15 protein-coding genes, 3 tRNA genes and 1 other RNA gene are annotated in these 18,159 nt (G+C 59.5%); 14 read left to right on the top strand and 5 right to left on the bottom strand.

The genetic code is table 11. The annotated features are described in order from the left end of the window. Positions 1-41: 41 nt before the first annotated feature. Complete coding sequence (locus RDW26_RS04725; protein WP_307982721.1) at positions 42-3,488, bottom strand: DEAD/DEAH box helicase; 3,447 nt, start codon at positions 3,486-3,488, stop codon at positions 42-44. A 376-nt stretch (positions 3,489-3,864) separates the two neighbouring features. Between RDW26_RS04725 and RDW26_RS04720 the strand changes: the two genes are divergently transcribed. Beyond that, positions 3,865-4,956 (top strand): carcinine hydrolase/isopenicillin-N N-acyltransferase family protein, encoded by a 1,092-nt coding sequence (locus RDW26_RS04720; RefSeq protein ID WP_307982720.1) that lies wholly within the window; start codon positions 3,865-3,867, stop codon positions 4,954-4,956. Positions 4,957-5,112: 156 nt separating this feature from the next. Here the strand turns inward: RDW26_RS04720 and RDW26_RS04715 are convergent, their stop codons facing one another. Next, a complete protein-coding gene (locus RDW26_RS04715; RefSeq protein WP_307982719.1) occupies positions 5,113-5,700 on the bottom strand; it encodes an NUDIX hydrolase in 588 nt (195 codons plus the stop codon). Between the two features lie 124 nt (positions 5,701-5,824). After that, a complete protein-coding gene (locus RDW26_RS04710; protein ID WP_307982718.1) occupies positions 5,825-6,193 on the bottom strand; it encodes a NifB/NifX family molybdenum-iron cluster-binding protein in 369 nt (122 codons plus the stop codon). 159 nt (positions 6,194-6,352) lie between these two features. Here RDW26_RS04710 and RDW26_RS04705 point away from each other — a divergent pair, with 159 nt between their 5' ends. The 7 genes from RDW26_RS04705 (at position 6,353) to RDW26_RS04675 (ending at position 12,101) form a co-directional block, all read left to right on the top strand. After that, positions 6,353-6,841, top strand: a complete 489-nt coding sequence (locus tag RDW26_RS04705; RefSeq protein WP_307982717.1) for a DUF523 domain-containing protein — start codon at positions 6,353-6,355, stop codon at positions 6,839-6,841. Positions 6,842-6,999: 158 nt separating this feature from the next. Further along, entirely contained in the window at positions 7,000-7,458 is a 459-nt protein-coding gene (locus tag RDW26_RS04700; RefSeq protein WP_307982716.1) for a YhcH/YjgK/YiaL family protein, read from the top strand. Positions 7,459-7,483: 25 nt separating this feature from the next. Continuing rightward, positions 7,484-8,611, top strand: coding sequence for a M42 family metallopeptidase (locus RDW26_RS04695; protein WP_307982715.1), 1,128 nt, complete (start codon positions 7,484-7,486; stop codon positions 8,609-8,611). Positions 8,612-8,615: 4 nt separating this feature from the next. After that, entirely contained in the window at positions 8,616-9,080 is a 465-nt protein-coding gene (gene smpB / locus RDW26_RS04690; protein ID WP_294416382.1) for an SsrA-binding protein SmpB, read from the top strand. Further along, complete coding sequence (locus RDW26_RS04685; RefSeq protein WP_307982714.1) at positions 9,080-9,496, top strand: hypothetical protein; 417 nt, start codon at positions 9,080-9,082, stop codon at positions 9,494-9,496. Before smpB ends, RDW26_RS04685 begins: the two co-directional genes overlap by 1 nt. 87 nt (positions 9,497-9,583) lie before the next feature. Further along, positions 9,584-9,953, top strand: a transfer-messenger RNA (tmRNA) gene (gene ssrA, locus RDW26_RS04680). Between the two features lie 513 nt (positions 9,954-10,466). Beyond that, positions 10,467-12,101 carry a L,D-transpeptidase family protein gene (locus RDW26_RS04675; protein ID WP_307982713.1) on the top strand — a complete coding sequence of 545 codons (1,635 nt, stop codon included), beginning with the start codon at positions 10,467-10,469 and terminating at the stop codon, positions 12,099-12,101. An 81-nt stretch (positions 12,102-12,182) separates the two neighbouring features. On the opposite strand, the gene RDW26_RS04670 is transcribed toward RDW26_RS04675, so the two are convergent. Then, positions 12,183-12,668, bottom strand: coding sequence for an aminoacyl-tRNA deacylase (locus RDW26_RS04670; protein WP_307982712.1), 486 nt, complete (start codon positions 12,666-12,668; stop codon positions 12,183-12,185). A gap of 121 nt (positions 12,669-12,789) precedes the next feature. On the opposite strand from RDW26_RS04670, the gene murI reads away from it, so the two are divergent. The 4 genes from murI (at position 12,790) to RDW26_RS04650 (ending at position 14,470) form a co-directional block, all read left to right on the top strand. After that, the gene (gene murI / locus RDW26_RS04665) at positions 12,790-13,650 is read left to right on the top strand and encodes a glutamate racemase (RefSeq protein ID WP_307982711.1); all 861 of its coding nucleotides are present in this window, start codon (positions 12,790-12,792) and stop codon (positions 13,648-13,650) included. 29 nt (positions 13,651-13,679) lie between these two features. Beyond that, the gene (gene rdgB / locus RDW26_RS04660; RefSeq protein ID WP_307982710.1) at positions 13,680-14,282 is read left to right on the top strand and encodes an RdgB/HAM1 family non-canonical purine NTP pyrophosphatase; all 603 of its coding nucleotides are present in this window, start codon (positions 13,680-13,682) and stop codon (positions 14,280-14,282) included. 34 nt (positions 14,283-14,316) lie between these two features. Beyond that, positions 14,317-14,393: transfer RNA gene (locus RDW26_RS04655), tRNA-Pro, on the top strand. 3 nt (positions 14,394-14,396) lie between these two features. After that, positions 14,397-14,470: transfer RNA gene (locus RDW26_RS04650), tRNA-Gly, on the top strand. 318 nt (positions 14,471-14,788) lie between these two features. Here the strand turns inward: RDW26_RS04650 and RDW26_RS04645 are convergent. Continuing rightward, positions 14,789-14,864 (bottom strand) — tRNA-Arg (locus RDW26_RS04645). 692 nt (positions 14,865-15,556) lie between these two features. Between RDW26_RS04645 and arcA the strand changes: the two genes are divergently transcribed. Together arcA and argF are read left to right on the top strand one after the other, a co-directional pair. Beyond that, positions 15,557-16,774: an arginine deiminase gene (gene arcA, locus RDW26_RS04640; protein ID WP_114621202.1), complete on the top strand. Its 1,218-nt coding sequence runs from the start codon at positions 15,557-15,559 to the stop codon at positions 16,772-16,774. Positions 16,775-16,961: 187 nt separating this feature from the next. After that, positions 16,962-17,957 (top strand): ornithine carbamoyltransferase, encoded by a 996-nt coding sequence (gene argF, locus RDW26_RS04635; RefSeq protein WP_042433932.1) that lies wholly within the window; start codon positions 16,962-16,964, stop codon positions 17,955-17,957. The last annotated feature ends 202 nt before the right edge of the window (positions 17,958-18,159 follow it).

The following is an 18,159-nucleotide window of genomic DNA, read 5'->3' as shown; positions in this document are numbered from 1 at the left end:
CGGCTTGAAGCCCGGCCCTTCTTTGCGCTCAGGGAGCAGGATCACCCTTCCAGTAGGTCCATCAGCTCATCGGCGCTCAAGCTGGCAAGCGAGATGCCGCTCGAACCGATCACCTGGTCGGCCAGCTTGCTCTTCTCCTCCTGCAGGTGCAGGATGCGCTCCTCGATGGTGCCCTTCGCGATGACCTTCTGCACGCTTACCACGCGTGTCTGCCCGATGCGGTGTGCGCGGTCGGTGGCCTGCTGCTGCGCTGCGGCGTTCCACCAGGGGTCGGCGTGGATGACCACGCTTGCACCTGTGAGGTTCAAACCCGTGCCGCCGGCTTTGAGCGAAACCAGGAACACGGGCACGTCGTTGCCGTTGAACTCGTTCACCAGCTCCACGCGGTCTTTCTTGGGCGTTTGCCCCGTGATGGTGTAGAAGGCGATGCCCGTTTCGTCGAGGCGTTGGGAGATCAGGTCCAAGAAGCTGGTGAACTGGCTGAAGATGAGCGTCTTCTCGCCGCCTTCCATGGCGCTTGCCACCAGCTCCATGATGGTATCGAGCTTCGCTCCGTGACCGCGGTAATCCTCGAACAACAGGCGCGGGTCGCAGCACAGCTGGCGCAGCTGCATGAGCTCGGCAAGCACCTCCACGCTGGAAACGTGCTCGCCTGCATCCCGTTTCGCCTGGCGTTGCTTGCGCTCACGGCGCTGACGGGTCAGCTCCTCGCGCAGGCGCTGCTCGTGAGCATGATAGAGCTTCAGCTGCTGGCCCTCCATGGGGGCGTACACCACGCTTTCCAGCTTGTCGGGCAGGTCGGTGAGCACATCGGCCTTGCGGCGCCTGAGCAAAAACGGTCCCACGACGGCGCTCAGGCGGGTTGCCACGTCCTCTTCGCCGCCCACGATGGGCAGCTCGAAGCGTTCGCAGAAGCGCGCGTACGGCCCCAGAAGGCCCGGCATCAGGAAGTCGAAGATGCTCCACAGCTCCGACAGGCGGTTCTCCATAGGCGTGCCGGTAAGCGCGAACCTATGGCATGCCGACAGGCGCTTCACCGCGCGGGTGGTCAGCGTTGCGGGGTTTTTGATGTACTGGGCCTCGTCGAGGGCGCAGATGAACAGCTCTCGTCCGGCGTAATCGGCCGAATCGATGCGCGCCAGGTCGTAGGAGGTGATGAGCACATCGACCGGTGCAACACGGTGACCGGTTGCGTCGACGGGCTCTTCCGTTGCGGCAGCGTCGCGGCTTCGCAAGGCTGCTTCCCTTGTGCGGGCATCAACGTTGCGCGAAGCCGCTTCTGCGTCGGCAGGCGACCCGGGCGAATCGCCCTGCCGTCCGGAAACCAGGTTCGCATCATACGGCGCGAATGCGTGGCCGCGGATCACCTTGCGCTCGGCGGCGCTGCCCACCACGGCCGCCACGTTCAAACCAGGCGCGAAGCGCTCGAATTCGGCCATCCAGTTGTACACCAGCGAAGAGGGGCACACGATCAGGCTCGGCCCAACTTCGCGGGCTTGGTTGGCACGGGCCACCAGCAAGCTGATGAGCTGGACCGATTTACCTAGGCCCATCTCGTCGGCAAGCACGCCGCCGAATCCAGCATCCAGGCGGGCAGACAGCCATCGCAGGCCTTCTTCCTGGTAGGGACGCAGCGTTGCGTTCAGCCCCTCGGGCACCTGGTATGCCCGCTCATCGATCGCGCGGAAATCGCTCAGGTATTGCGTGAAGCTTCGATCGCGGTCGAGGTCGGCTTCCTCGTCAAGGTAGAACGCGCGGAACGACGGCAGCTCCACCGTCCCCGTGGCAAGCTCCTTTTGCGTGATGCCCAGGTCGGATGCCAGGCGGTCAAGTTGGGCGAGCTCGAAATCGGAAAGGTCCACGAACGCGCCGTCACGCAGGCGATGGTAGCGTTTCTTCTTTCGATAGCTTCCCAACATGGCCGCAAGCTCGTCGGGGCCGAGGTCGCCGGCATCGACGGTAAGGTTGATGAGGTTGCCCGAAAGCGACACGCCCATGCTCAGGTGCGGCTTGCCGTCTTTGATCAGGCGGTCGAACGCCGGCGTGGTATACACCTCGCCGGCTTCGCGCAGCTGGCCCAAGCCGGTGAAGATGAGGTTGGCCACCGCTTCCTCGTTGCTCATGGGGATGCGTGTTTGACCTGCTCCGAAGTAGCGTTCCACCAGCGTCTTCGCTTTGCCTTCCGCACGCACGTCGCGCAACGGGGAGGGGCTTGAGGCGCTCTTGTCGTCCTTGTGGTCGGCGGGTACGGTCCCGCAAAGCGTGAACCGGCGCGGCCCGTACGCGGCTTGGGCGCCGATGGTCACGTTCTTGCCGTTCTTGTCCAGGAAAAACGCAAGCGTGCATTCCACGGGGCGCCAGGCCGAAAGCTCGGCCGGGGCGCTGAGATGCAGGTTCTCCTCGATGACGGGCAGGGCCGCCGCGCAGAACAGGGGCATGTCGTCGTTTGCCACGAACAGGTTGCGCTCGTCGCTGTCGTAGACCGTGCGCAGGAAGTCGGAGCAGCGCGCGAACGCCGGCGAGCAGCGATGCACCGTGTCCCCGCCGCACCATATATACAGGCGCCCGGCTTGCTCGGCCATGCGGATATGCTCGCCGCGCTCGATGGCCCAGCCGCTGGCCTCGGCCGGCGACATGGCGAGCGAGATGTCCGGATCGCTATGCTCGATATGCACGCGCTGCACAGTGGGCGTTGCGTAGTCGGCGCCCGTGATACTGAACTCGGCGCCATCGAGCAACCCGAACAGCTCTACGGCCTCGGCCTCGGAAAGCTGCAGGGTGCGGCCAACCGACGCGCTTTGACGGCGAAGCCATGACGGTGCATCGTCGGCCGCCTCGCGCATGGAGCAGGCCCGTTCGATGAACTGGGCTATCCCGCGCGAGCGCTGCTCGAACACGGCAGGGGAGTGCGTGAACGCCAGTTTCTTGCCGTATGCGTGGCGGGCGCCGGAGCGCATGCGATCGGCGAACTCCGAAAGCGATTTCAGCACGTAAGGCGTTCCCGAAGGCCCGCTGATGCGAAACGAGGTGGACCATAGCCCGTAGCCGTACGACAGCTCGGCGTGCAGGACCACGCTTTCGGCGGGCGTGTCATCGGCCTGCAGCTCCTCGGCGCGCTTCATGAACTCCGTGATGCATGAGGAGGATTGCGCCGTGCGCTGCGCCTGGTAGCCCATGAACGTCTCGGGGCGCTGCGAGAACGCGAGCGCTAGGGCTACGCAGTGCTTGCACATGCCGGCATACTCGCGAAACGCAGGGCACGTGCATGAGTAATCAAGCACTTCGTCGGCATCCTCGTCGAGGATCACCGAGGTGCGGTAACGATCGTCCCAGCCGCTGCTCGAAGCTACGAACGCGCTGACCACCGACTCCTCGGCATCGTAGCGCACCTGCTTCGTGAGGATGTTCCTGTCCGATGACGCGATGGCGCGCCCTCGCGTGAACGAACGCTGGTTGCATTGGCTTGCTATGGCATTTTCGGTGATCATCGCTTGCGGCTTCCTTTGCTTGAACGCATTGTTCGCAAACGTTTATTTTAGCGCAATCGCGCTAGGCGTTGTGGCAATCAGCGCGTTTAGCCTAAGCCTATCGGCCAGTGTTCGCGCCTCATGGGGAAGGGCGGCAACAGGCGCCGGCGTGTGACGCGCGCGGAGCTCGCTGGGCTGCCGAACATCGAAGCCGATGCCGTGGTTGCAAAAGGAGCCGGCGCGTGAGCAAGGGCTCTTCGGGGCAAGGGAGGCTGCATGTCTGGAGAACGGGGCCGTGCAGGGGGGAGAGAGCCTCCGACTCATGCCGTTTTGTGCGATAATCGAGCAAGTGTTCGAGAAGCGTCGCTTTCGGGACGTGCGACGGAAGGGGTCGTCGATGAAGCTTGGGAATATCGCTAAGGTGGCGGTAGCCGCCGCAGGCGTTGCCGCAGGTGCCGGCGCTGCCGTATATGGCTCGCGCGCGGCCACCATGGCCTCGATCAGGCAGATCGCGCCCGCCGATGGGCCGTATAGCCTCTATGCCATGGACGTGTCCTATCGCTACGACCTCGATCGCATCATCGAGCGCGGCCTTGGAAGCGATCAGGGCAATATGGACGCCATCCTCGCCGAGGCGCTTCCGCTCGTCCCCGTCCATATGCAGGCGCCGCAGTTCGGATGCAGCGCGTTCACGCTTGCAAGCGGTGAAGGCGTGCTCATGGGGCGCAACTACGACTTCAAGTTCGATACCTCCGCCATGCTTGTGCATACTGCCCCCGCTGACGGTTACGAATCTATCGGTTTTTGCGCCCTCGACAACCTCGGTGTGGTCGATGCGCTGCAGACGAAATCGCGTTTCGCGTGCCTGGCGGCGCCGTTCGCCTGCTTAGACGGCGTGAACGAGAAGGGCGTTTCCTGCGCGGTGCTCACGCTCGACAGCAAGCCCACCTTCCGCATCACCAGCAAGCCCATCATCTCGACGCCTATGGCCATACGTTTGGTGCTCGATCGGGCAGCCACCACCCAGCAAGCCGTTGATCTGCTGCTTTCTTACGATATGTTCGCCACAAGCGGGCGTGATTACCATTTCTACATCACCGATGCGCAAGGCGATGGGCGTGTGATCGAATATGATTGCGATAGCCCTGAGCGTATGCCCGTCGTCACGCCTACGCGTCAGGTCACCAACTTCTTCGTCATGCACCAAGACAAGGTTGCGTCGTTTCAGAAAAACGGTGCGTACGGCCACGGTCGCGAGCGCTACGACGCCATCTCCGCGGTGCTCGATGGGGCGCCTTCGGGACAGGATGCCCAGGTCACGGCGTGGAAGGCGCTCAGGACGGCCTCGCAGGAGCCGAACCCCGAGGACGTCACCAGCAACACGCAGTGGTCCATCGTGTTCGATAACGCGAACCTAACGGCGGATGTGGCGCTGCGTCGTCGCTGGGCCGATGTCCATCATGCCGACATTCACGGTAATATGGTGTGAGGTCCTGCTCCCAGGGCGGATAGGCTTGCGACCGAGGTGCGCAGTCAGCGTCGGTTTTTGATTTGATGGCGTAACGCGGCGCCAGCTCGCGCATCCTCATGGTGCAGCGCGCTTTGCTTAAAGGGGCGTGCCGCAGCTTGTACGGGCACCGCCGGCTTACCGCGTTGCGAAGCGTGGCGCCAGCTCTCGCGTCTTCTCGATGAGCTTGCGATAGATGCGTTCGCGTATCCACGGTTCGCTTGACAGGGCCACGGCTTCATCGAGCCCCACCCACTTCACACCGCTGTTCTCGTCGACCTTGATGCGTACATGCTCGGCGGGGTCGGCAACCGCCAGGTACGTCACGTTCAGGTGCAGGTGCGAGCTGACGTATGCCCCACGTTTGACGTGGCCGTCCACGGTAAGCACCTCGCACGACAGCACGTTGCCCGGCCCGCACGGCACCAGGCGCGCGCCGTGCACGCCCGTTTCCTCTTCTAGCTCCCGCAAGGCGACTGCCGCAAGGTCGGCCTGCCCGTCCGCGTGCCCGCCGATCCAGCTCCACGAATCGTATATGTTGTGATACACCAGCAGCGTTTTCATGAACGAGGGGTCCACGGTCCAAATGGAGCATGCCATGTGGGCCACGGACGATCGGTCGAACACCGCGGGGTCCGTTTCCAAGCGCGACAGGATAAGGTCCCGGTCGGCGGCTTCCTGCTCATTGGCAGGTTGGAACGCTTGCAGATCTTCGTATATGCCCACGGCTGCTCCTTGAGATTGAAAAGGCCCGGGCGTGCGGCCCGGGCCTGTGACTGCGTGTCGATTATAGCAAGCTGTGCGGGGTCGGCTTGCGCCGCAAGGCGTTGCGACCGCCGGTCCTTGCATCTTAGTGATGATGGCTGCAGGCGTTTTCCAGCACCATGCGCGCGCAATCGCCGGCGATGAACTTGTTCACCACGTCGCCGACCATGGGCGTTTCCTGCTCAAGATAGATGTCCACGCCGTATTGCGTGAAGCGCATGAACGGCGGCTGGCCCATGCCCGCGCAGATCATCGCATCGATGCCCAGGTTGTGCGCGAACTCGATGACGCCGCCGCAACCCACTTCGTCATGATCTACGTTTTTGACCGACTCGACGGCGGTGACCTGGCCGTCCTCGATGGTCACGAGCGTGAACCAGGGCGTATGGCCGAAGTGTCCGCTGCGGGTGCTCGTCAGGCCTTCGCCGGTTTCGCTGGGGATTGCAACTTTCATGGTATCGCCTTTCTACGACGTTTGCGTCGGGGCGCCTGCTCCGTTCGCTTTTCCTGCAGCAAACTCTAGCACAGTGATGCTTGAGTCCGTGAAATTTTTGATACTCTCCAAGTAGCATATTGGTAGGAATAACCGGATAGCCCGCGCTATAATACCGGTATGGAGAAAACCCCGAACACATCGCCTGCCATTGCCGTAAGCGCCTGCCTGCTGGGCAGGCCGTGCCGCTACGATGGGTCCTCGAAGTCTGTCGACGCCGTGATGCGGCTTGGCCGTTGCTATAAGCTTGTTCCCATATGCCCTGAAGTTGCAGGGGGTCTTCCCGTGCCGCATCCGCCGTGCGAGATCGTCGCGGGGTCCCGTCCGGTGTGCGTGATGGATGCGAATGGCAGCGACGTTACGCAGGCCTTCCATCTTGGCGCAAGCCGCTGCCTGGAGCAGTTGCGCGATACCGATTGCCGGGTGGCCGTGCTCAAATCGAAAAGCCCTTCGTGCGGAAGCGGGTCGGTGTACGACGGAAGCTTCACGGGTACGCTCGTGCCGGGGTGGGGCGTTGCCGCGCAGCTGTTCCGCGATGCGGGCATCACGGTGCTCGATGAATCGCAGGTCCATAGGTTGGACATGCCGCTTGGTCCTGCGCAGCCCTAAAGCAGCTGGCTCGCAAAGCCGCAAAGGTGCGCCCGGGCCTCCTTGTGCATGCCGTGGGGTGCCGTCTACCGCGCCGGCTTGTCCGTCGGCGGGGTGTATACTTCCCTAAACGAATAAGGTGGCGCCTTGCGCGCCGCATGAATATGAAAGGAATCGGTATGCTGGTCACCAACCTTGCCCATGCGAACGGAAACGACTACCTCAACCAGCGCTTTGCCAAGGCCTATGCGTTCCTCGCGCAGGACGGCCTGGATGCCCTGCCGCTCGGCCGCAACGAGATCGACGGCGACGACGTGTTCGCCAACGTGCAGGAATACGACACCGTCGCCGCTGCTGAAAAGCAGATGGAAGCGCATCGCGGTTACTACGACGTGCAGTTCGTCGTGTCCGGCCAGGAGCTTTTGCAGTACGCTCAGCTCGACGGGCTGTCCGAGTGCCAACCGTTCGACGAGGAAAACGACTTCGGCCTGTACGAGACGCCCGAGCAGTGCACGAACGTGGTGCTGCACGCCGGCGACCTGGCCGTTCTCGCGCCCGAGGATGCGCATAAGCCCGGCTGCACGCTTGGCTCCGCTCCCTGCCATGTGCGCAAGATCGTCGTGAAGGTCCGCGCGTAACAACCTCCTTCAATAAAGGAAGCACATGAACAAGCAAGATCGCAAATATCTCAAGCGCCTGCTCGAGACCCCTTCGCCCACGGGCTGCGAACAGCGCATCGCCGCCATGGTTCGCGAGCGTATGGAGGGCGTTGCCGACCGGGTCACCACAGACGTCATGGGCTCGGTCCATGCTCGCCTTGCAGGCAAAGGGGTGGCGCCGTCGCTCATGCTGGCCGCCCATATGGACGAGATCGGCCTCATGGTGGTCAACGTCTCCGATGACGGGTTTTTGTCGGTGGCCGCCATCGGCGGCGTCGACGCCGCCATTTTGCCGGGGCTTCGCGTGGATGTGCACGCCTCCGGCGCCGAGCGTCCCTTACGTGGCGTCGTCGGCCGCAAGCCCATCCACCTCATTTCGGCAGGCGAGCGCGACAAGGTCACGCCCCTGTCGGACCTCGTCATCGACTTGGGCCTTCCCGCCAAGAAGGTCAAGCGCCTGGTGAAGGTGGGCGACGCTATCACGTTCGGTGTGGGCTTCGAGCGCTTCGGGAAGAACATGGGCGTCTCGCGCGCCTTCGATGACAAATGCGGCGTGTGGGTCATCACGCGCGTGCTCGAGGAGCTGGCGGCTGCCGGCGATTGCGCGGGCGATGTCACCTGCGCATGCACGGTGCAGGAGGAGATCGGCACTCGCGGCGCCATCACCTCGGCGTTCGGCGTTCGACCCGATGTGGCGGTGGCCTTCGACGTCACGCATGCCACCGACTATCCGGGCATCAGCCACGCCAAGTTCGGCGACATCAAGTGCGGCGGCGGCCCGGTCATCGGCCGCGGGCCAAACGTCAACCCGCAGGTATTCGAGCGCCTCGTCCAGGCCGCCAAGACCGTGGGCATCCCGTATCAGATCGAGGCCCTGCCCGGCCATTCCGGCACCGATGCCTGGCCCATCCAGGTCAGCCGCTCCGGCATCCCCACGGGTTTGGTGTCTGTGCCGCTTCGCTATATGCATACGCCCACCGAGGTCATCTGTTTGGATGACCTTGATGCAACCGTGGCCCTGTTCGTGCAGTTCGCGCGCGATCTGGAGTCCGGCTGCTCGTTCGTGCCCATGGCGGGTTACGGCTCGGCGTCGCTCGATGCCTGCTTCGCGCGTACTACGCAGGGGGAGTAGCGTCATGAAGAAGCAAGCCCAAGACATCGCGCGCAACCGCAAGGCGCTGCATGATTACGAGGTTCTCGAAACCTACGAGGCCGGCATCGCCCTGACCGGCACCGAAGTGCGTTCGTTGCGCGACAACCATTGCCAACTCACCGACTGCTTCGCGCTCATTCGCCACGGCGAGGTGTGGCTGCATGGCGTCCACATCCCCCCGTACGCCTTCGGCAACATCGCCAACCCCGATCCGGACCGCAAACGCAAGCTGCTGTTGCACAAAAACCAAATCCGCAAATTGGAGCAGCAGACCAAGGAAAAGGGCATGGCGCTCGTCCCGTTGAAGATGTACTTCAACAAAAGCTCGCTCGTTAAAGTCGAGCTGGCGGTGTGCCGCGGCAAGAAGAACTACGACAAGCGTGCCGCCATGGCCGAGCGCGACTCGAAGCGCGAGATCGAACGCGCGCTGAAGGAAAGGAGCCGTTGATGAGCGATCAGGAAGTGCTGGAGGCTGAAGAGCAGATCTCGGAGCATGCTGCGCAAGAGGCCTCCCAAGCTGATGAGACGCCTGCCGCCGAAGAAGACCTCGAGGTGGTCGAGCTTGAGCTTTCCGATGACGATATCGTGCGCTACCTCGAAGATGAAGATGGCAACCGCATCGGCTTCGTCATCATGGAAGACGGCGAGGAGGCCGAGTACCTTTATGTCGAGGATGACGAGGATGAGGATGCTGGCGGCGAAGTCGCTGATGACGGCAGCCTGGGCATCACGCGCGACGGCGTCCAGCAGGCAACCGACGATATGAACGCCATCTTCAAGGACGGCGTTAAGATGGCGGCGGAATTCAAGGGCGCGTTCGATGACATTAAAAGCGCATTGGACTTCAGCTCTCTTTTGAAGTAAAATTATCTATCCGTTCGGCGGCTTGCCGCCGTGCACTTTGACAAGGTGGACCGCAGCGTCCCGACTCGGCTGCAAAGCCGGCTTATCGGGGGCGACTGGTTTCGACATGGTATGTTTGAACTGAGGAGCAGGTCGTGGTCTCCTCGCCACGTTAAACAGGGGTACCGTCAAGTTAATTGGCAAGAACAACTCTCAGAGCGCTCCGGCGCTCGCCATGGCTGCCTAAACAGCGCCTGGCACGTCAACTCCGGGTTGTCCCCGGCTCGGACGCGACGTCATTTTAGGGGACTGCATCGAAGCACGTGGACGGTATGGCTTCGATAAAGATCGAACCGACTAGGAACCTCAACGTTTGCCCGTTGACCGACGGGTTCCGAATTCCGATAACGGGATAAGCTTGTAGAGCCTGAGGGATAATATAGTATGGACCGGAGTTCGATTCTCCGCGCCTCCACCAGTATTGCCATAGACCGTTTGTTCTGTGTGTGCAGTTCAAGCGGTCTTTTTTACCTTTAATAGATAATCATCACATGTGGCGTAACTACGGTAAATCGCTGTAAATCCCTGTATCTGACAAGTGCGTCAACAGATGACCAACGAATGAAACGGCAGGGAAAACGAGCCTATTTGTCATCTGCTAATGGGTGTTGGCTTGGTTTCGCACGACTGACTACGTGCCGATTGTCGGCTCTTTGACGGACGGCTGGATATGGTGACGGTACGTGGCGTTGATGTCGCTGTGTCCTAGAATGCGCAACAGGACCTCGACCTTGCCGCCTGCGTGAAGGTGACTTGTGGCAAAGTCGCGCTTCATCGTACGTTTCAGGTCGCATTCGGACATCTGACGCCGGTTAGGGAAATGGCACCCCGATGGCCATAATTATCGTATCGAAAATATCCACAAGGTATCGCTCCTTGGGCATTACGTTGCTACAATGAATCTATCTACACCCTATTCAGCGAGAGCATCATGAGCAACGAACAAAACGATAAAGTTTCGCGCGGGCGTCACGTCGCTCCAAACGATATCCCTTCCATTTATTCCGATAACGATAACCAGCCCGGCGGCTTCATCCCGCAGCAGGTGCATGGTCAGCAAACCAGGCAGGCTTATCCGCAGTATGCGCAAAACGCTCACCAGGGCTATGCGCCTTCCGGTATGCAAATACCTCCCACAGGCGTTTCCCAGCCCAAGAAACACGTTGGGAAGGTGCTCGGAATCGTCGCGGCCTGCTTGGTGGCTGTCCTTGTCGTCGCATATTGCGGCGTGGCGCTGTATTTCGGCAGTCACTTCATGCCCAACACCAAGATCGGCAATCTCGATGCATCGCTTATGTCGACGGCGGATGCCGAAAAGGCACTTGCCAATGAGGTGAACTCTTACAAGCTCACCATTACCGGCAATGGCTTCAATCTTACGGTCTCGGCTAAGGATGCCGGCGTCGATTTTGACGCAGCCGAAGCGGTTAAAGAGGCGTACTCCGCATACAACGAATGGCTGTGGCCGGTCGAGCTTACGCGCAGCCATGATGCCACCGGCGCCATGATCAGCTCTTATAATGATTCCGGCCTTGAACAAACCGTGTCCGCAGCAGTCGCTGCATTCAACGAATCCGCTACGCAGCCTCTCAATGCTACGGTTGCTTATGATTCTAAATCCGGTTCCTTTACCGTTTGCAAGGAAGTCGCCGGCACCGCCCTTGATGCGTCGAAGGTCATGGCCGCCGCCGATACCGCGCTCGCCGAGCTTGATCCCAAAGTCGTGCTCTCGTCCGAGCAGCTGTTGCAGCCTACGGTGTTTTCCACCGATCCTCGCCTGAAAACCGCCGCCGAGCAGGCCAACACCATGATCGGTGCCGATATCGTGCTGACCATGGGCAAGTCCACTGCTGCGGAAGTCGATGCCGATCTCATTTCGCAATGGGTCACCGTCGATGAAAACGTGCAGGCCGTCCTTGATGAGGAGGCCATGCGAGCATGGGTCGACAAGCTCGCCGCCGATTGCGACACCGTCGGCACCACGCGTACCTACACGCGCGCCGATGGCAAGACCATCACGGTTTCCGGCGGTGTGTACGGCTGGTCCATCGACTACGATGCGCTTATGGACTTGGTGGTCAACGGGGTCAAGGAAGGCCTTGTTGAAACCGTCGAGATTCCCAACGCTACTAGCGGCGATGCGTACAACGGCGTTGGCGGTCGCGACTGGGGCAACCGCTATATCGACATCGACCTTGCCGAGCAGCACGTCTATTTCTACGATGATTCCGGCGCGTTGGTCTGGGAGTCCGACTGCATCTCCGGCATCCCCGACGGTACGCACGATACTAGCGTTGGCGTGTATTGGATGAATGCGATGCAAAGTCCCGGCAAGCTCACCGGTTATGAGAACGGCCAGAAGATTTATGAATCAACCGTTCAGTACTGGATGCCCTTCGACGGTAACGCCATCGGCTTGCATGATGCCGATTGGCAGCCTGATTTCGGTGGAACCATGTACAAGGACGGTTACGGCAGCCATGGCTGCGTGAACTTGCCTCCGGCGAAAGCCAAGGAGCTGTACTCGCTTATCCACTCCGGCGACTGCGTGGTCAGCCACTGGTGATAGCTGCTCGACGGTGAATGTTCAGGCGCCCTGCAAGCGATGCTTGCAGGGCGCCTTCTGTTCGCGATAGCTGATGCCCCGTTAGACGACGGTCAAATCAACGCATTCCACGGGCACGACGCGCTGCAGTTCGCTCAGTGGCGTTTGAATCTGGCATCCAATGCGGCCGCCCGAGAACATGATTCGGTCGTAAAGCTCGGCCGTCTCGTCGATGAAGGTGGGAAAGAGCTTTTTCATTCCCACGGGGCTGCAGCCGCCGTGGATGTATCCAGTTAGCCCTAACAGGTCGCGGGATTTCACCATTGCGATGGATTTCTCTCCGGCAGCGCGAGCCGCCTTCTTCAAATCAAGCTCGCAGGCAACGGGAATCATGAACACGAAATGCTGGCCAGATTTTCCTTGAGTGACCAACGTCTTGAACACGCAGTCCGGATCCTGTTCCAAAAGCGTCGCAACTTCCACTCCGGACAGCGCTTCGGGGCATTCGAAGAAGCGCGTGTCGAAATCGGCGTGCGCCGCCTCCATTTCACGTATAGCATTGGTTTTGCGGTCTTTTTCCTTCGACATGATCAGCTGCTCCCTTTTCTGGAACTTTTCGCCTGTCATGCAGGTTAGCAGATACTATGGCACCCGCCGCGCATTTCAGAAAGCGCCCGCAAGCATGCGCTATACTGAGCGCATGGATATCATGCAAACATTCGATAACGCGCCTATCGGCGTGTTCGATTCAGGGTTCGGCGGGCTTACCGTAGCGCGCGAGATCGCGAAGGCGCTGCCCGAGGAATCCATCATCTACGTCGGCGATTCCGCGCGTTGTCCTTACGGTCCGCGCAGCCTTTCCGAAGTGGACGGATTCGTCCAGCAAATCGGCTCATGGCTGGTGCAGCGCGGGGTCAAGCTCATCGTCATCGCGTGCAATACCGCTACTGCAGCCGGCTTGGCGCATGCCCAGCGAACGTTCCCCGTTCCTGTCATAGGCGTTGTGGAACCTGGCGCACGCGCCGCTGCGCACGCAACGCGCAATAAGCGCGTCGGAGTCATCGCCACGAAGGCGACGGTGGAGTCCGATGCCTATACGAAGGCGATCCGCCATCTTGATGCGGGAATCACCGTGTTTTCCACCGCTACGCCGCGATTCGTTGAGATTGCCGAACAGGGCATCCGCATGGCGGAGGGCCCTATCGAGAACTATACCTCGCTTGCATCGAAGGTCTATATTCGACCGCCGTTTCAGGCTATCGCCAAAGAGTATCTGGAGCCGTTGCGACGCTGCCAAATCGATACGCTCGTCCTTGGTTGCACGCATTTTCCGTTGCTCAAGGCGCTGATCGGTGGCGTGGTGGGCCATGAGGTCACGCTTATTTCGTCGGCGAAGGAAGCGGCTCGCGACGTTACCGAGATCCTGGACCGTCATCACCAGCGTGCCCAGGCAGGTCATGCAGCAGAGTATGAGTTCAACACCACCGGTGATGACGTTGCGGAGTTCCAAAGCTTCGGCAGCCGTGCATTCTGCATGCCCATCACCAGCGTTTCGCATATCGAATTCTAAGAACAACGTTTGGTCTCGAAAGGAACCTTATGAAAACCGTGCTCATCGCCAGCAATAACGCTCACAAGGCCGTCGAAATCGCCGAAGCGCTTGATTTTCCCGGTTGGGAGTTTAAAACCCTCAAGCAGGCTGGAGTTCACTCCGACCCCGTCGAGGATGCCGAGACGTTTTTGGGCAATGCCCGCATTAAAGCTCATGCGGCTCAGCAGGCTAGCGGCGGTATGGCGGTGCTAGCAGATGATTCCGGCCTGGAAGTCGATGCGCTCGATGGTGCTCCTGGCGTGCATTCCGCCCGATATGCCGGCGAACCGTGCGATGACGCTGCCAACAACGCGAAGCTGCTCGATGCTCTGTCCGATGTAGAGGATGCGCAGCGCAGCGCTCGATTCGTATGCCACCTGGTTTACCTTGATGAGCAGGGTAGGGAGCACGATGCCCGCGGAACGGTCGAGGGCCGTATAGCCCATGAGCCGCAGGGGGATAACGGATTCGGATACGACCCGCTGTTCCTGCCCGAGGTATTTGACTTCAAACGCTCGCTCGGCCAAGCGCTTCCCGAAGAGAAGAACTCGATTTCCCATCGAGGCAACGCCCTTCGTGAACTTCGCGCGAAATTGTCCGAAAACGCGTAGAAAGTCTGATATACTAGCTTGGCTGTTTGGATGTCGGGACGTGGCGCAGCCTGGTAGCGCGCCTGCTTTGGGAGCAGGATGTCGCAGGTTCGAATCCTGTCGTCCCGACCAGTTGCGGGTGTGGTTCAATGGTAGAACTGAAGCCTTCCAAGCTTCTAACGCGGGTTCGATTCCCGTCACCCGCTCCATTAAAACCCCAGGCCAGAGCCTTATCGGTTCTGGTCTTTTTGTTTTACGGGCCAAATTCAGGTTAAAAAATGCAAGACGCTTCAGACCTAGCTGTGTGGGGGGCCGTTTGCGAGCCTCTGTCTTCTCGGCCGTTCGCCAGCATTCAAGCGCGCGAGCAGTCATTGAAAAGCGATTGCAAATAGACCTGCAATCTTTCTGCGCGTAGGCGATCGCGGCGTTACGCCGTCGACGATATCGTAGTAATAGTGGGTTGCATCGTCCTCATAGCCGAAAGAAAAAGCCGGAGACGACACATCGCTTCTCCGGCTTGAAAATTCTGGCGCGCCCAGCAGGACTCGAACCTGCAACCGTCGGATTAGAAGTCCGATGCTCTATCCGTTGAGCCATGGGCGCACAAACGCCGTTATTATACCGCAAACCTGCAAAGACACGTAGGCTTGCGAGACGTCATGACTAAAACAATCTGCTTTACCACCAAAACGTCTGGATGAAAACAGCGAACAAGCGCCGAATCAAGGTAATAGGTGGCTCGCATCAAGGCTTCGCCGAATTCCTGTAGAGCGTGTCGTATGATTTGCGGCGGGAAATAGATCGCGGGAGGAAGTCGGTCGTTCGGTTGTCTATCAACAACCTATAGCGTTTTCAGCTACGTATCGCCCTGAAACGCTACCAGCCATAGTGGTATAGAGTCTCTCTATCAATGGTTTTAAAGACCATAAGCGTCCGTGCATCGAAATTGCGTGATGCATTATTTCCTATATTTATGCATATCTAGGGTTTCGCAAGAAATCGTCTATGGGTCGACATGGCTTCAAGTAGGGTGCAGGAAAATTATGCAACTGCACAAGTAAACTATCGTGAACCAAAGTGAAAGTGAAGGAAATGTGTAGAAACGCGATTGAAACAAAGCCAGAAATCTATCGTTTTCGCAGGTCATCCCGAAAATATCGTTTTAGGAAATTTTGGTAGTTGCTTTTCATTGTGAAGCGTGAGAAGTTTGTTTTGCAGTCGGAACGCGCGGTGCGCAACGGGCGTTCCGCTTCTAAGAAGTCCGAAAATGCATAAAAGGCATAAGGAGGGTTTTCATGGCAGGCGTAAACGTCAAGAGCGAAATCAAGCCCTTGAAGAAGGTTCTGTTGCATCGCCCTGGTAAAGAGCTGCTGAACCTCACGCCGAACACGCTCGAAGAGCTGCTGTTCGACGACATCCCGTTTCTGAAGGTTGCCCAGGCCGAGCATGATGCTTTTGCTCAGGCTCTTCGCGACAACGGCGTGGAGGTCGTGTATTTGGAGAACCTCATGGCCGAGGTGCTCGATGCCAATCCGGCTCTGCGTGAGCAGTTCCTGAAGCAGTTCATCGAAGAGGCCGGTATCCGTACCGAGCGTTATCAGAAGATTCTCTTCGATTACCTGAACGACAACTACAAGACCAACATCGACTTAGTTCTGAAGTGCATGGAGGGCGTCAACCTCACCGAGCTGCACACCGACAAGTCCAACTCCTTGGTCGACCTGGTGTCCGAGTCTTCCAAGATGGTCATCGCCCCGATGCCGAACCTGTACTTCACTCGCGACCCGTTCGCGATGATCGGCAACGGCGTTTCCATCAACCGTATGTACGCTGTCACGCGTAACCGCGAGACCATCTTCGCTGAGTACATCTTTACGCATCATCCCGATTTTAAGGATGTGCCGCAGTACTACAGCCGTTACAGCGCATTCCATATCGAAGGTGGCGATATCCTCAACATCAACGAGCATACGCTGGCCATCGGTATCTCTCAGCGCACCGAGCCGGACGCCATCGACGAGATCGCCCATAACATCTTCAAGGACGAGACCTCGCCGGTCGACACCATCCTGGCGTTCAACATCCCGAACAACCGTGCAATGATGCACCTTGACACCGTGTTCACCCAGATCGATGTTGACAAGTTCACCATCCATCCCGGTATCATGGGCCCGCTGACCGTGTTCGAGATTACCCCCGAGGGCGAGGGTATCAAGGTCAAGGAGACCTCCGGCACCCTTGAGGAAGTTCTCGAGAAGTACGTGGGCATGCCTGTCACCCTTATTCCTTGCGCTGGTGGCGATCGTATCGCCGCAGAGCGCGAGCAGTGGAACGACGGCTCCAACACGCTGTGCATCGCTCCTGGTCGCGTGGTTGTTTACGAGCGCAACGACGTCACGAACGCGCTGCTGCGCAAGAACAACATCGATGCGATCGAGATTCCCTCTGCAGAGCTTTCCCGCGGCCGTGGCGGCCCGCGCTGCATGAGCATGCCGATCTGGCGCGAGGACTAGATTTCTCGCTGCGCAGAGCGCATAATCGCCGTATCCCTTTTGGGGTGCGCATCCTGAGAAATCAGGAACCCTTGTTAGGTTTTTCCCGGAACGTGCGAAAAACGCGTTCCGGTAGAAACAGCAGGCTGAAACTTGGCGCGGCCTGCATTAATAAGTTCTTGTTAACTTGCTATCGAAAGGAATTACCATGCCTGTAAGCCTGAGCGGTCGTCATTTCCTGCGTCTCCTGGACTTCTCCACCGAGGAGATCGAGTACCTGCTGAAGCTTTCCAAGAACTTCAAGGACATGAAGCGTGCCGGCGTGCCGCATCGCTACCTTGAGGGCAAGAACATCGTGCTGCTGTTCCAGAAGACCTCCACGCGTACCCGTTGCGCATTCGAGGTTGGCGCTATGGACCTGGGCATGGGCGTGACCTACCTGGATCCCAACAGCTCCCAGATGGGCAAGAAGGAGTCCATCGAGGACACCGCTCGCGTGCTCGGCCGCTTCTATGACGGCATCGAGTTCCGCGGCTTTGCTCAGACCGACGTCGAGGACCTGGCTGCCAACGCTGGCGTGCCGGTTTGGAACGGCCTGACCACCGAGTGGCATCCCACCCAGATGCTGGCTGACGTTCTCACCATGCAGGAGAACTTCAACTACGATCTGAAGGGCCGCACCGTGGTCTTCATGGCTGACGCCGCCAACAACGTTGCTCGTTCCATGATGGTTGTTTGCGCCAAGCTCGGCATGAACTTCGTCGCTTGCGCCCCCGAGACCAATTGGCCCGAGGCTGAGCTGGTCGAGGAGTGCCGTGCCATCGCCGCTGAGCATGGTGCCACCGTCAAGCTGACCGCTGACGTGAAGGAAGGCTGCACCGACGCCGACGTCATCTACGCTGACGTGTGGGTGTCCATGGGCGAGCCCGACGAGGTCTGGGGCGAGCGCATCAAGAACCTCGAGCCCTACCGCGTGACCAAGGAGGTCATGGGCTACGCTAAGAAGGACGCTATCTTCCTGCACTGCCTGCCCAGCTTCCATGACACCAACACCACCATCGGTGCCCAGAAGGCCGAGCAGTTCGGCATCACCGAGATGGAGGTTGCTGACGACGTCTTCGAGTCCAAGCAGTCCAAGGTCTTCGACGAGGCCGAGAACCGCATGCACACCATCAAGGCTGTCATGTACGCAACCCTGAGCTAAGTCTCTAGGTTCCAAACTCACTGTTGCGCCGCCCCCGTGGCGGCGCAACGAATTGCATTGAAATCCCTTGCCAACCTATGACGATTTTTCGTCCCATTTCAATGGGTTGGTTTTTTTATTCCCAAAAAGGAGGCAATCATGCCCTACGCAAAAGGTGACGGTCCTTCCGTAGTCATCGCCCTCGGCGGCAACGCCCTCGGCA

The sequence above is a fragment of the uncultured Senegalimassilia sp. genome (assembly GCF_902464545.1).
Classification (GTDB): Bacteria; Actinomycetota; Coriobacteriia; order Coriobacteriales; family Eggerthellaceae; genus Senegalimassilia.
Note: the sequence above shows the minus strand (reverse complement) of the source record. Positions and strands in the feature narration are given on the sequence as shown.